Source organism: Aeromonas sp. s11 (assembly GCF_040907945.1).
Classification (GTDB): Bacteria; Pseudomonadota; Gammaproteobacteria; order Enterobacterales; family Aeromonadaceae; genus Aeromonas; species Aeromonas veronii.
On the sequence record NZ_JBFOCU010000062.1, the window covers coordinates 210,428 to 222,715 of the forward strand.

General features: G+C 58.3%; 17 protein-coding genes. All 17 read left to right on the plus strand.

Going from position 1 to position 12,288, the window contains the following annotated elements; all coding sequences use genetic code 11:
• The first annotated feature begins 176 nt into the window (after positions 1-176).
• The 17 genes from aopN to exsD all read left to right on the plus strand — a co-directional run bounded on the left by aopN (position 177) and on the right by exsD (position 12,284).
• Positions 177-1,055 carry a SctW family type III secretion system gatekeeper subunit AopN gene (gene aopN, locus AB5Y84_RS19530; protein ID WP_368177588.1) on the plus strand — a complete coding sequence of 293 codons (879 nt, stop codon included), beginning with the start codon at positions 177-179 and terminating at the stop codon, positions 1,053-1,055.
• Positions 1,036-1,317, plus strand: coding sequence for a type III secretion system gatekeeper subunit Acr1 (gene acr1 / locus AB5Y84_RS19535; protein ID WP_167570972.1), 282 nt, complete (start codon positions 1,036-1,038; stop codon positions 1,315-1,317). Before aopN ends, acr1 begins: the two co-directional genes overlap by 20 nt.
• Positions 1,314-1,685 (plus strand): SycN family type III secretion system chaperone Acr2, encoded by a 372-nt coding sequence (gene acr2 / locus AB5Y84_RS19540; protein WP_021229940.1) that lies wholly within the window; start codon positions 1,314-1,316, stop codon positions 1,683-1,685. The genes acr1 and acr2 overlap by 4 nt, the downstream gene beginning before the upstream one ends.
• Positions 1,682-2,047 (plus strand): type III secretion system protein AscX, encoded by a 366-nt coding sequence (gene ascX, locus AB5Y84_RS19545; RefSeq protein WP_368177589.1) that lies wholly within the window; start codon positions 1,682-1,684, stop codon positions 2,045-2,047. Before acr2 ends, ascX begins: the two co-directional genes overlap by 4 nt.
• Complete coding sequence (gene ascY, locus AB5Y84_RS19550; protein WP_020379598.1) at positions 2,044-2,394, plus strand: type III secretion system chaperone AscY; 351 nt, start codon at positions 2,044-2,046, stop codon at positions 2,392-2,394. The genes ascX and ascY overlap by 4 nt, the downstream gene beginning before the upstream one ends.
• Positions 2,327-4,492: a SctV family type III secretion system export apparatus subunit AscV gene (ascV, locus tag AB5Y84_RS19555; protein WP_269719424.1), complete on the plus strand. Its 2,166-nt coding sequence runs from the start codon at positions 2,327-2,329 to the stop codon at positions 4,490-4,492. The genes ascY and ascV overlap by 68 nt, the downstream gene beginning before the upstream one ends.
• Positions 4,489-4,944 (plus strand): LcrR family type III secretion system chaperone, encoded by a 456-nt coding sequence (locus tag AB5Y84_RS19560; protein WP_069528259.1) that lies wholly within the window; start codon positions 4,489-4,491, stop codon positions 4,942-4,944. The genes ascV and AB5Y84_RS19560 overlap by 4 nt, the downstream gene beginning before the upstream one ends.
• Positions 4,945-4,983: 39 nt before the next feature.
• On the plus strand, positions 4,984-5,268 hold the full coding sequence (gene acrG / locus AB5Y84_RS19565) for an LcrG family type III secretion system chaperone AcrG (protein ID WP_005334559.1): 285 nt from the start codon (positions 4,984-4,986) through the stop codon (positions 5,266-5,268).
• Positions 5,269-5,277: 9 nt separating this feature from the next.
• Positions 5,278-6,402 carry a virulence-associated V antigen gene (locus AB5Y84_RS19570; RefSeq protein WP_368177590.1) on the plus strand — a complete coding sequence of 375 codons (1,125 nt, stop codon included), beginning with the start codon at positions 5,278-5,280 and terminating at the stop codon, positions 6,400-6,402.
• Between the two features lie 9 nt (positions 6,403-6,411).
• Positions 6,412-6,915: a SycD/LcrH family type III secretion system chaperone AcrH gene (acrH, locus tag AB5Y84_RS19575; RefSeq protein ID WP_017411833.1), complete on the plus strand. Its 504-nt coding sequence runs from the start codon at positions 6,412-6,414 to the stop codon at positions 6,913-6,915.
• Complete coding sequence (gene aopB / locus AB5Y84_RS19580; RefSeq protein ID WP_227096090.1) at positions 6,896-8,068, plus strand: type III secretion system translocon subunit AopB; 1,173 nt, start codon at positions 6,896-6,898, stop codon at positions 8,066-8,068. Before acrH ends, aopB begins: the two co-directional genes overlap by 20 nt.
• 12 nt (positions 8,069-8,080) lie before the next feature.
• Positions 8,081-8,977 carry a type III secretion system translocon subunit AopD gene (aopD, locus tag AB5Y84_RS19585; RefSeq protein WP_338711311.1) on the plus strand — a complete coding sequence of 299 codons (897 nt, stop codon included), beginning with the start codon at positions 8,081-8,083 and terminating at the stop codon, positions 8,975-8,977.
• A 134-nt stretch (positions 8,978-9,111) separates the two neighbouring features.
• Complete coding sequence (locus AB5Y84_RS19590) at positions 9,112-9,555, plus strand: type III secretion system chaperone (RefSeq protein ID WP_021229946.1); 444 nt, start codon at positions 9,112-9,114, stop codon at positions 9,553-9,555.
• A gap of 2 nt (positions 9,556-9,557) precedes the next feature.
• The gene (locus AB5Y84_RS19595; RefSeq protein WP_064335845.1) at positions 9,558-9,791 is read left to right on the plus strand and encodes a T3SS regulon translocated regulator ExsE family protein; all 234 of its coding nucleotides are present in this window, start codon (positions 9,558-9,560) and stop codon (positions 9,789-9,791) included.
• Positions 9,788-10,189: a YscW family type III secretion system pilotin gene (locus AB5Y84_RS19600; protein WP_111900818.1), complete on the plus strand. Its 402-nt coding sequence runs from the start codon at positions 9,788-9,790 to the stop codon at positions 10,187-10,189. The genes AB5Y84_RS19595 and AB5Y84_RS19600 overlap by 4 nt, the downstream gene beginning before the upstream one ends.
• Before the next feature lie 344 nt (positions 10,190-10,533).
• Positions 10,534-11,349, plus strand: coding sequence for an AraC family transcriptional regulator (locus tag AB5Y84_RS19605; RefSeq protein WP_019446814.1), 816 nt, complete (start codon positions 10,534-10,536; stop codon positions 11,347-11,349).
• Positions 11,350-11,468: 119 nt separating this feature from the next.
• Positions 11,469-12,284 (plus strand): type III secretion system negative regulator ExsD, encoded by an 816-nt coding sequence (gene exsD / locus AB5Y84_RS19610; protein WP_005334544.1) that lies wholly within the window; start codon positions 11,469-11,471, stop codon positions 12,282-12,284.
• Positions 12,285-12,288 lie beyond the last annotated feature (4 nt).

Sequence of the window (12,288 nt, forward strand, 5' to 3'; positions counted from 1 at the left end):
TTGAAACTGGTGGCCACTATAGGGGATGGGGGGGCTACGGGGATTTCAGCGCGAGTCGGGACTTTTTAGAAAACCGTTGGGGGCGGGCTAAAAATTCACGGCCGATTTTGGCATAGGGACGCGAGGGCGATTTTTATAATGCCATCCTCGTCAATCCATTCGTCACGGGAGTTTCCATGGCCATTATCCAGAGCAACCCCTATGCCTCTGCCGCCCAGCCCGAGCTGCGCGGAGCAGAGATCGCATCCCGTCAGACTCCCCTGCAGGGAGGACAGTTTCAGGGGGAGCGAGTCGTGCTGGCCAGTGCCGCCCAGTCGCTGGCCGATGCCGCCGAAGAGCTCACCTTTGTCTTTTCCGAGCGCGCTGAGCTTTCGCTCGCCAAGCGCAAGCTGAGTGACAGCCATGCCCGCATCAGCGAGATCGAGGCGCTGGTGGGGGACTACCTCGACAAGGTGCCGGAGCTCGAACGCCAGCAGAAGATCAAGGAGATGGTGAGCCACCTCGGCAGCGGTCGGCTGGCCAATCTCTCCCAGCTGCTGGCCTACCTCGAGAGCTATTCGGGGGAGGTGAGCGAGCAGTTCGAGGCGCTCTGTCAGGCGCGCAAGGCCCTCGCCGGACGACCGGAGATGCAGGGCACCCTGGCGCTGGTGGAGCAGGCGCTGGCCAAGCTGGCGGACGAGCAGGGCAGTGCCATCGTGCTGGGGGCGCGCATTACCGGCCCCGCGGCCGAAGCGGCCAAAGCGGGCGTGGGAGCCGAGCAGGATCTACGGGATCTCTATCGCGATGCGGTGCAGGACTACCGTGCCCTCTCTGCCGCCTGGCGCGATATTCACAGCCGCTTTGGCAACGGTGCGCTGGAGAAGGTGACCGGCTTCATGATGAAGGCCCTGAGCGCCGATCTCGACAGCCAGCAGCGCTGGCTCGACCCGGTCAAGTTGGAGCGGGTGATGAGCGACATGCACAAGCTGCGGCTGCTCAACACTCTCTCGGCGCAAGTGGACGAGCTGTGGCAACGGGTGAAGGAGGGCTCGGCCCATGGCATACGGGCCTTCTGATCTGATGGGCGATCTGATCGCCCTGGTGGAGAAACGCTGGGCCAGCGTGCGTGATGTGGAGCAGGTCGGTGTGGCTCTTGAGTTGTCAGATTGTCGCCAGCAGGTGTTGCTTTATCAGGAGCTCAAGCGGCTGCTCCGCCTGCTGCCGGTGGAGCTGTTCAGTGAGGAGGAGCAGCGCCAGAACCTGTTGCAGTGCTGTCAGGGGGCGCTCGATAACGCCATCGAGCGGGAAGAGGATGAGTTGTCTGGAGAGTCGTCATGAACTGGATTGAACCCCTGCTGGTGCAGTTTTGCCAGGATCTGGGCATCACCATAGGGGATAACCCCCATTCGCTGATCCAGCTTGAACTGGAGCAGAGCGGCACTCTGCAACTGGAGCGCCATCAGGGGCAACTGACCCTCTGGTTGGCCCGCGCTGTGCCCTGGCATCAAAGTGGCGAGGCGATCCGCCGCGCCATGACCTTGACCGCCGCGGCGCAAGGCCCGGCACTGCCGGTGCGCAGCGGCTGGTTGGGGGAGGATCAGCTGATCCTCTTCGTCACCCTGGATGAGCGGGCCGTGACTCTGCCCCAGCTCCATCAGGCAGTGACCACCCTGACCCGGCTGCAGCGAGAGGTGCTGGCGTCATGAGCCGGATCACTGCCGCGCATATCGGGATCGAGCAGCTTAGCGCCATCTCCCTCGACGATCAGGAGCGCAGCCTGCCGGGGCGTTATGCCCTGTTACCCGATGGCCAGTCCATCGAACCCCATATCAGCCGCCTCTACCCCGAGCGGCAGGCGGATCGGGTGCTGCTCGATTTCGCCACCCCGGATCGCGGCTTTCATGACTTGCTGCGACCGGTCGATTTCAATCAGGCGATGCAGGGGCTGCGCAGTGTGCTGGCAGAGGGGCAGAGCCCCGAGTTGCGAGCGGCCGCTGCGCTGCTCGAACAGATGCACGCCGATGAACAACTGATGCAGATGACCCTTCATCTGCTGCACAAGGTATGACCATGGTGCTTACGTCACAGCAGCAGGATGCGTTGCTGCTCACCGGCTGGTTGCAACTGCAATATGGCCACCCTGACAAGGCGAGCGTGCTGTTGGCCGCCCTGCTGCAGATCCACCCCGACCATCAGGGAGGGCGACGGACCCTGCTGGTGGCCCTGCTCAAACAGGGGGAGGGGGAGGCTGCGCTGGCCCATGTCGATCAGCTGATGCAGCAAGGGGAGGCCGACGGCCCGCTCTGGCTCTGCCGCAGCCGGGCCTGCCAGTTGGCAGGGCGGCTGGATGAAGCCCGTTTTGCCTATCAACAATACCTCGAACTGGAAGAGCAGAATGAATCAACGCTCCCTTGAGTTGCTGCGCCGGATAGGCGAGCGCAAGGACATCATGCTGGCGATCCTGCTGCTGGCCATCGTCTTTATGATGGTCTTGCCGCTGCCGCCGGTGGCCCTCGATATTCTGATTGCCATCAACATGACCATCTCGGTGGTGCTTTTGATGATGGCGGTTTATATCAATTCGCCACTGCAGTTCTCCGCCTTTCCGGCGGTGCTGCTGATCACCACCCTGTTCCGGCTTGCCTTGTCGGTGAGTACCACCCGGATGATCCTGCTGCAGGCCGATGCGGGGCAGATCGTCTACACCTTCGGCAACTTCGTGGTGGGGGGCAATCTGGTGGTGGGGATCGTCATCTTCCTCATCATCACCATCGTCCAGTTTCTGGTGATCACCAAGGGCTCGGAACGGGTCGCCGAGGTGAGTGCCCGCTTCTCCCTCGATGCCATGCCCGGCAAGCAGATGAGTATTGACGGTGACATGCGCGCCGGGGTGATCGACGTGCACGAGGCGCGGGATCGCCGCGGGGTCATCGAGAAGGAGAGCCAGATGTTCGGCTCCATGGATGGCGCCATGAAGTTTGTGAAAGGGGACGCCATAGCGGGCCTCATCATCATCTTCGTCAACATCCTCGGCGGCGTCACCATCGGGGTGACCCAGAAGGGGTTATCCGCCGCCGATGCGCTGCAGCTCTACTCCATCCTGACGGTGGGTGATGGCATGGTCTCCCAAGTGCCGGCGCTGCTGATCGCCATCACCGCGGGGATCATCGTTACCCGGGTCTCCTCTGAAGAGTCTTCCGATCTGGGTACCGATATCGGCGCCCAGGTGGTGGCCCAGCCCAAGGCGCTGCTGATCGGCGGTCTGTTGCTGGTGCTGTTTGGGTTGATCCCGGGCTTCCCGATGATCACCTTCTTTGCGCTGGCGGCCATCGTCACGGCAGGCGGTTATTTTATCGGCTTGCGTCAGCGCAAGGCGCAGAGCAGCAACAGTCAGGATCTTCCTGCCGTGCTGGCGCAGGGGGCGGGAGCCCCCGCAGCCCGCAGCAAGCCAAAACCGGGCAGCAAGCCGCGGGGCAAGCTGGGGGAGAAGGAGGAGTTCGCCATGACGGTGCCGCTCCTGATCGATGTGGATGCTGCTTTGCAGGCCGAGCTGGAGGCGATTGCCCTCAACGACGAACTGGTGCGGGTGCGCCGTGCCCTCTATCTCGATCTCGGGGTTCCCTTCCCGGGTATTCACCTGCGTTTCAACGAGGGGATGGGACCCGGTGAATACCTGATCCAGCTGCAGGAGGTGCCGGTCGCCCGCGGTCTGCTACGCCCGGGCCATCAGCTGGTGCAGGAGAGCGCCTCCCAGCTCGATCTGCTGGGGATCCCCTACGAAGAGGGGGCGCCGTTGCTGCCGGGACAACCGACCTTGTGGGTCGCTAATGAACATCAGGAGCGGCTGGAGAAGTCACGGCTGGCCAGCCTCACCACCGATCAGGTGGTGACCTGGCATCTATCCCATGTGCTGCGGGAATATGCCGAGGACTTTATCGGCATTCAGGAGACCCGCTACCTACTGGAGCAGATGGAGGGGAGCTATGGCGAGTTGGTCAAGGAGGCGCAACGCATCATCCCGCTGCAGCGAATGACCGAAATTTTGCAGCGGCTGGTGGGGGAGGATATCTCCATCCGCAACATGCGCGCCATCCTCGAGGCGATGGTGGAGTGGGGCCAGAAGGAGAAGGATGTGGTGCAGCTCACCGAGTACATCCGTAGCAGCCTCAAGCGCTACATCTGCTACAAGTACGCCAACGGCAACAACATCTTGCCTGCCTATCTGCTCGATCAGCAGGTGGAGGAGCAGATCCGCGGCGGCATTCGCCAGACCAGCGCCGGCAGCTATCTGGCGCTCGATCCCACTATTACCCAGAGCTTCCTCGATCAGGTGCGCCATACCGTCGGTGATCTGGCCCAGATGCAGAACAAGCCGGTGCTCATCGTCTCCATGGATATCCGCCGCTATGTGCGCAAGCTCATCGAGGGGGATTACCACGCCCTGCCGGTGCTCTCCTATCAGGAGCTGACCCAGCAGATCAATATCCAGCCCCTCGGGAGGGTCTGCCTGTGAGCGGGGACCCGTTAACCTCTGACCCCCTGATCCCCTGGCTGCAAGCCAGGGGTGTGGCGGTGGCCCCTCACCATCTGGGGGCGACTCCCATCCAGATCGGCCACGGTTTTTGCTATCGCCAAATTTATCTCGCCTGGCGCTTTGATCCTGCGACCCGACGGGTCTGGATCCTGCTGGTGCGCCGAGGGGGGGAGCGGGCCGGACTGGCCAATCCCTTTGCCGCCCTCTATCTGCTGGCCGAAGCCACTCTGACAGTGCTCGGGCCGGGCCATTACCTCTACGGCAACGTCGATGTCTTTCGTGGCAGTAGCCTGAGTAGTGAGCGGCTCGGGCGCTTTTACCTGTGCTGGACGGGAGCCAGTGAACCCGAGCCCGGCTGGTTCATGCTGGCTGCCGAGCAGGTCTGTTCCCTGCGAGATATGCGAAAACGACAAAAGCACGGCCTTGCGTGACAGGCATGTCCAAAAGGGCCTCATAGAATAGGAGCCAAGATGAAACAACCGCGTTTTGCCGACCATAGCGAGACCATCTCGCAGGCAGAGCAGGCCATTGCCGACAGCGATCACCGCAACGCTCTGTTGCAAGAGATGCTGGCTGGCCTAGCCCTCTCGGATCAGACCTGTCAGCTGCTATTCGATGCGCCGACCGAGCAAGTGGCCGTGGCCGAGCAGGAGTTGCTGGCTGAGATCCAGCGCAGACAGGCGTTACTGCCGGCACAGCCGGGAGAGGGCCGCAAGAGTCGCCGTCCCACCATGATGCGCGGACTGATGATTTAAGGAGTCGTGATGAGCACTATCCCTGACTACAACACCAACCCAGGCGCATTCGTCGGCTGGCTTGATGGGCAAGCGCTGGACGCATTGCCGGGCCATAAAAACCCCAAGTTGACCGAACTGGTCGAGCTGCTCAAGGGCAAGATCACCATCAGTGCTGACTCATCGACTGCGCTGAGCAAGGAGCAGCTGGAGAAGTTGCTGGCTGCCTATCTGACGGATCCCGCCTCGATCAACGGGGGTTGGGCGATGGGCCAGTTCCAGGGGGGGCAAGATGCGGCCATTGCCGTCATCAAGGGGATGATCGAGCGGGGAGAAAAACAAACCCCGCCAGTCACCCACTGGACCGTCCCTGAATTTATGCTGCTCTCCCTCAGTGCGCTGACCATGGATCGCATCGATGACGATCTCATCACGACCTTTACCGGGGTGATGGCGTTTCAGGACAACCAGCGTAAAGGGTTGCGGGAGGAGCTGGCAGAGATGACTGCTGAGCTGAAGATCTACGGGGTGATCCAGTCCGAGATCAACAAGGTGCTCTCTGCGGCATCCAGCCAGACCTTCAAGACCGATTTCAATCTGATGGATTACAAGCTCTATGGCTATCAGTCTCAGGCCAAATTTATGGAAGGGGCCGAGTACAAACTGTTGTCAAAAATGTTTACTAATGAGCAAGTGAAAAAAGCACAACAAGATTTCAGCGAGGCTGAAAGTAATCTGAACGAGATAATCAAGAATCAGCAACGCCATAATGCGGGTATATCGACAGGTATCGACATAAACTTCGAGTCATATCGTTCTGAACTGCAGGCTGTGTACGACAGTAAAAAAGCCATTCTGGAGCAGGTCGTAGCCAAGCAGCGTATCACCGTTAAAGAGTTCCTAGAAAGTGACCAGAAGAAGAGCGGCGCGATGACAAATATCGAAGCCAGCTACAGCTATGACAAGGACAACAACAAGCTTGGTAACTTCTCCACCAGTGTGAGCGACCGTTCTCGCCCGCTCAACGATCAGGTCAGTGAAAAGACCACCCGCCTCAACGACGTCAGCTCGCGCTATAACGCCGCCATCGAGGCACTCAACCGTTTTATCCAGAAATACGACAGCATCATGCGCGACATTCTTGGCGCAATTTGAGGAGAGATCATGCAGACCGATACCACCCTGACCCCGGAATATGAAGCAGAGCTGGAAGCCTTTATGGCTGACGGTGGCACCCTGGCCATGCTGCAGGATATCTCGGGCGACACCCTGGAGCAGCTCTATGCCCTGGCCTTTGGCCAGTATCAGGCCGGCAAGTGGGAGGATGCTCACAAGATCTTCCAGGCCCTCTGCATGCTGGATCACTACGAGCCGCGTTATTTCCTCGGGCTGGGTGCCTGCCGTCAGGCGATGGGGGAATTTGAAACGGCGGTTCAAAGCTACAGCTTTGGCGCCATGCTCGACCTGAAAGATCCCCGTTTCCCGTTTCATGCTGCCGAGTGCCGGCTGCAACAAGGTGATTTGAACGGGGCCGAGAGTGGCTTCCACTCGGCCCGACTGCTGGCAGACACAGATCCCCAGCAGGCAGACCTGGCGGCAAGCGCCAAGGTTATGTTGGAAGCCATCGCAATCAGAAGGGATCTGCAAGATGAACCCGATCAGCAATGAAAGACAGGTTTCCCCGCTGGGAAACACAGGTGATGTTGCGGGCCTGGTGCCCGTAACCCAACCTCGCAGTGAAACACGGCTCGATGCCGCCACGGTGCAAGTCGCCGGTCAGGCCCGCAAGTCAGGGGTCTCGCTAAACGCACCACTGGCGGTAAGCAATAGCCAGGTCAGTGCGCAGCAACTTGGTGAAATCGGCAAGTTGGTGGCTTCGGTGAAAGAGAACACCCGCTTGATTCTGCCGTACACCACCGGGTTGGTGACAGCAGCCTTTACCTCGCCCGAAGCGTTCGAGATTGAGCTGGGCAAGCTCACCAGCGATCTGGAGAAGACCCAGACCAAGCTGAAGCTTGATGATATCCGACAAGCTCGCACGCTGAACGAGAAGAAGATCGGCGAGAACCAGGCGAAGATCAAAGAGGCAGAAGAGAGTGCTCAGGAGGCCAAGAAGGCCGGTATCTTTGGCAAAATTTTTGGCTGGATCAGTGCCATCGCTTCGCTGGTGATCGGTGCCATCATGGTGGCAACCGGGATTGGTGCTGCCGCCGGTGCCCTGATGATCGCAGCTGGCGTCGTTGGCGTGGTCAACATGGCTGTGCAGCAGGCTGCCGCTGATGGCCTTATCTCCAAGGAGGTGATGGAGAAGCTGGGGCCAGCCCTGATGGGGATAGAGATTGCATTGGCAGTGATTTCGGCCGCAGTCAGTTTCGGCGCGACCATTGGCGGTGCGATTGCCAAACTGGGCGCCAAGATTGGTGGCAAGGTTGCGGATGTTACCGCCAAAATCGTTGCCAAGGCGGGTGAAGTGGCCGCCAAATTTGGTGCCAAAGCAACCGCTGAAGCGGTGAAAGTGACCAGTCAGGTGGCGAAAGTGGCCAAGATGGCCACCCAGGGTGCCGATATCCTCATTGATGTGAGCAGTGGCGTGGCCAAAACGGTCCAGTCGGCGAAAGAGTCCGAGTCGCTCGATGCTCAGGCTGATCTTGCCTTGAGCAAGAGCGAGATGACCGAGTTGCAAGGGGTCATCGACAAGCTCAAGGAGGCGATAGCCCAGATGATCGAGGCGTTCCAGCAGACCATGGAGATGATCTTCCAGATGATCAATGCCAAGGGCGACATGATGAACAACCTGGCCCGCAGACCTGCCGCTATCTAAGGAGTACCGACCATGATTAACAGTGATTATGCAAATAGTGTGACCCGTACCGCCCCGCTGACCGAGGTGCAGGCCGGTGAGCCGCAGCAGGTTCGCAGTGCGACCACTACCCATGAGGCCGCCGCTTCGACCCGTTCGCAAGGGGCAGAGAACAAGAGCGTTCCTACTCTGCCACGCCCCTCCATCCCCTTCGATACCAAAGGGGTGACCCAGATGGTTGCGCAGCTGGACAGTGCGATGGATATGATGTCCTTGCTGTTCAAGCTGGCCCGTCAGGCCCGTGAGGAGGGGTTGCAGGTTCGGGATATCGAGAACAAGCTGGTCATCAGCAACCAGCAGGCACAGGTTGACGAGATGCGCCACGGCGCCAAGCTGATGATCGCCATGGCGGTGGTCTCCGGCGTGATGGCGGGGTTCTCTGCCATTATGGGCGGGATCAGCCTGGGCAAGGGCGCCAAGACTATCAAGCAGCAACAATCCCTTGATGGTAAGATTGCCGGTCGCGAGGCCTTGATTGACGCCAAGGTTGATAGCTTGAGCAAGCAGGGCCAGCAGGTTGACCGTGCTGATGTGGGCAAAGTCTGGAAACAGGATCAAGTTGCAGACAGTAATGCGAGCCGATTGTTGGACAAGAAATTTGCTCGCACTTCCGAACGGGGCCAGGTGTTCAACACCGTAACCCAGTCTGTGGGGCAAATGAGCAACTCTGCGGTGCAGGTGGCGCAGGGTGACAGCCAGGCCAATGCGAAAGAAGACGAGGTCGAGGCGACCATCAGTCAGAGCGAGAAGCAGAAGGCCGAGGACAATATGTCCTTCAATGCCAACTTTATGAAAGATCTGCTGCAACTGATGCAGCAGTATTCCCAGAGCCAGAATCAGGCCTGGAAAGCGGCATTCGGCGTTGCATAAACGCCATGGCAATCAAGGCGCCCACTGGGGCGCCTTTTTGTTTTCCGGCCATTTTTCTTAAAAGTGCCGCCCTTGAGTGACAGCCTGCATGGCGGTGGCAGGCTAACATCTCTTCCTCTCTGCTGGAGGAAATCATGGATGTAACTGTCATCATCAATCGACTGCTCGCTGAATTTGCCACCAAATATGGTTTGCCATCCCTGGCTCTGAATCAGGAGGGGGTTGCGGCGCTCTGCTTTGACGAGCAGTTGCAACTCAGCCTGATCCTGGTGCCGGAGCGGGATCAGCTGGTGTTGCAGGCCGACGTGGCCGAGCTGCATCAGGTGGGCGAGGGGATTTTTCGTCAGTTGGCCAGCTTCAATCGTCACTGGTATCAATTCAATCTTCACTTCGGTTTCGATGAAGAGAGTCTGACGGTGCAACTCTATCGCCAGATGGCGGCAAGCCGGTTGACCCTGGCGTACCTTGAAGAGAGTCTCGCCAGCATGCTGGAGCATGCCGAGTTCTGGCAGGAGTTGCTGCAACCCGGTACTCGGGAGGCAGGTAGCAGTGATCAGGTGATGGGAGTGCGGGTATAACCATGAAGATTCAGGAATCACAAGGTGCGCTGGCCCTGCATGGGGTAGAGGCGGGCAAGGTAGGGGCATTTGCAGGCAGAACCGTGAGTGCCCGGTCAGCCAATGCGAGCCAGGTTCCCCTGTCGGCACTGCTGCGACGCTCAATTACCCTCAATCAGGTCCAGGAGCTGGCGTTGCAGCGACTGCAGCAGGGCGAGCACACCCCGCTGAGTGAACGGCGGATCCGGGTGCTATGAGAGGTCTGCTGGCACTGATGCTGTTGGCCATGCTGGCCGGTTGTGTCACCACCCCGGAGCTGAAGCCATCGCAACAGCAACTCAAGGGCGAGGTGCATTTCCCGCAAGCCTTGCCACGTCCGGCGACGGTGGAGGTGGCGGTGCTCAGCGTGATCGGGGGGCGTCCGTTGCAAGTGGCAGCCACCCGTTATGAGGTGACCATGCTGCCATTGCTGTTTGATCTGCGTTTGACCCCTCTGCAACTGGCGGAAGGGGAGATCTATCTGCGGGCCCGCTTGCGATTTATGGATGGCACCGCGGTACAGGCTATGAGTCAGCAGAAAGTTTTTAAGATTTTTAATGACAAAAAAATGGTTATTCAATTGCAGCCAAAAGCTTGTTATCCACAATGTCAGTAATGATTGTGTTTAAATAAAAAGCCTCAAATCAATCATTTATTAATTTGTCAGTTAAGATTGAAGGTTTCTTTTTGTAACGAAGTATCTTTTGCTGTAAGCACACCATTAAGTATGAGTCGTTGCACTGGATAAATAGTGTGTTAGCTCTAATTTTAGGCTGGTTTTTCTGCTTGTGACTGTTGTAGGATCCGCCCTCATTTCAATGGTGATTAATTTTTGAATTCACCAGCGAATGACTTGATTACAAAATAATAAATAAAAATAACAGCAATAATAAAGCACCCGAGAGCGACCCGCTTCCGGAGGTGTTACTGGTACTACACGCAGATTCAGGAAAATAAAACATGAAGGGCATTACTACCACAGAGAAGGGCGATATGGCCCTGCTCCAGTGGTGCATGTCTGCTTTTAACGTTATCGAACATCCGCAAGAGGGAATTTATATTCTCCTGGAAGGATCGATGAAGTGGCAGGACTGTACCGATACCTATGAATTATCCCCCAACGAACTTCTGTTCGTGCGCCGTGGCAACTACGCGGTCTGTACCGGTGACGGCCCCTGCCGCCTGCTTTGGCTACCTCTGTCAAACTCCTTTTTGCAAGGCTTCTTGCAACGTTTTGGTTCACTATTGAGTGAAGTCCCCCGGCTGGAGGGGATGGCCCCCACGCTGTTGCCGTTTCACTCATCCCCCTTGCTGACCCAATGTATTCAGGGGCTGCGCGGGTTGACCGAACATGAACATCCCCCCGCACTTGCCCAATTACGCACCGAAGAGTTGTTGTTTCTGCTCGCGTTTGGCGAACAGGGGCCTCAACTGATGTCTATTTTGCGCCAGCTGAGCAATCGCCAGGTCGAGCGGTTGCAACAGTTTATGGAAAAGCACTATCTGATGGAGTGGAAGCTCAGCGAATTCGCCAAAGAGTTCGGTATGGGATTGACCACTTTCAAGGAGCTGTTTGGCTCGATATATGGTGTTTCTCCACGCGCCTGGATCAGTGAAAGGCGGATCCTTTTCGCTCATCAGTTATTACTCAATAGTGAAATGAGCATCGTCGATATTGCGATGGAGGCCGGTTTCTCCAGCCAATCCTATTTTACCCAGAGTTATCGTCGTCGTTTTGGCTGTACGCCAAGCCGTGCCCGACACGGCACAGATTAACGCCGGACTAAAATAATCTGACGTTTTTTATAAGCCGCGGAGCGAGGCAATGGATAGAATAGCCAGCATATCGAAACATCATTCCATTATTGCCCGCAGCAAGATGAGCAAGGCATAGCATGAGTCAGCAAGATCACCATTCACCTAACCAGGGCCTGTTTGCAGGTCGTCGGGTTACCGTTGTCCAGCCAGATACCCTGAGTCGGGATCGTCTGGTAGGCCAGCTGTCCGTGCTCCGTTATCAGGATGCCGGCGTGATCACTTCGCAGCAGATGGCCCTGTTGCAACGACTGTTGCCAAGAACCCGACTGGAGAGTCTGTTGGGCTCCATCTGGTTTCAGCGCCGTCTCGATGCCGCGCTGGCCGTCTCGCGTGAGGAGCTGCAACAGATCTTGCGGCTGGCAGGCAGTGAGCGTTGTGACTGGATGCAGCAGCTGGGGGATCGCATCAATCTGGCGGATCGTCCCTTGCTGTGGCACTGGGTGCTCTATCCCTTGCACCGCTGGTGGGTTCAGCGTCTTGAACCACTTTACGGCGCCTGGCTTAACGAACTGGAGCAGTTGCAGGTGATGCGCCGCCAGCTCAATGCCCAGGCTGTGTTCTGGCAGACCGTGGTCGATGTACCGGCGGATCTGGAGAGCCGGATCGCCGATCAGCTTGAGCAGTTGAACCAGCGCGAGCAGGAGCTCACCCGACTGCAGACTGATTGTGAGACACGTCTCCAGCTGGCCTGGCCTGCCTGGTATGCGCAAACGAGCAAGGAGGGGGACCCGGTTCACCTGATGCCGGTACCGCTTGAGCTCGGCACATTCTGGCATGCCCTGCAGGCTCTGCCCCATCAGGACGAGGCAGCCCTAACCCTGCATGAGTGGCTGGCCGGCCGGGGCATTGCCCTGGGTCAGGATCACTTCTACTGGCAGCCTCCTGCGCCCTAGATAG

Bases quoted from the DNA above. Each gene is read 5' to 3' on its own strand.
- aopN (WP_368177588.1), top strand. From the start codon at position 177: ATGGCCATTATCCAGAGCAACCCCTATGCCTCTGCCGCCCAGCCCGAG.
- acr1 (WP_167570972.1), top strand. From the start codon at position 1,036: ATGGCATACGGGCCTTCTGATCTGATGGGCGATCTGATCGCCCTGGTG.
- acr2 (WP_021229940.1), top strand. From the start codon at position 1,314: ATGAACTGGATTGAACCCCTGCTGGTGCAGTTTTGCCAGGATCTGGGC.
- ascX (WP_368177589.1), top strand. From the start codon at position 1,682: ATGAGCCGGATCACTGCCGCGCATATCGGGATCGAGCAGCTTAGCGCC.
- ascY (WP_020379598.1), top strand. From the start codon at position 2,044: ATGACCATGGTGCTTACGTCACAGCAGCAGGATGCGTTGCTGCTCACC.
- ascV (WP_269719424.1), top strand. From the start codon at position 2,327: ATGAAGCCCGTTTTGCCTATCAACAATACCTCGAACTGGAAGAGCAGA.
- acrG (WP_005334559.1), top strand. From the start codon at position 4,984: ATGAAACAACCGCGTTTTGCCGACCATAGCGAGACCATCTCGCAGGCA.
- AB5Y84_RS19570 (WP_368177590.1), top strand. From the start codon at position 5,278: ATGAGCACTATCCCTGACTACAACACCAACCCAGGCGCATTCGTCGGC.
- acrH (WP_017411833.1), top strand. From the start codon at position 6,412: ATGCAGACCGATACCACCCTGACCCCGGAATATGAAGCAGAGCTGGAA.
- aopB (WP_227096090.1), top strand. From the start codon at position 6,896: ATGAACCCGATCAGCAATGAAAGACAGGTTTCCCCGCTGGGAAACACA.
- aopD (WP_338711311.1), top strand. From the start codon at position 8,081: ATGATTAACAGTGATTATGCAAATAGTGTGACCCGTACCGCCCCGCTG.
- AB5Y84_RS19590 (WP_021229946.1), top strand. From the start codon at position 9,112: ATGGATGTAACTGTCATCATCAATCGACTGCTCGCTGAATTTGCCACC.
- AB5Y84_RS19595 (WP_064335845.1), top strand. From the start codon at position 9,558: ATGAAGATTCAGGAATCACAAGGTGCGCTGGCCCTGCATGGGGTAGAG.
- AB5Y84_RS19600 (WP_111900818.1), top strand. From the start codon at position 9,788: ATGAGAGGTCTGCTGGCACTGATGCTGTTGGCCATGCTGGCCGGTTGT.
- AB5Y84_RS19605 (WP_019446814.1), top strand. From the start codon at position 10,534: ATGAAGGGCATTACTACCACAGAGAAGGGCGATATGGCCCTGCTCCAG.
- exsD (WP_005334544.1), top strand. From the start codon at position 11,469: ATGAGTCAGCAAGATCACCATTCACCTAACCAGGGCCTGTTTGCAGGT.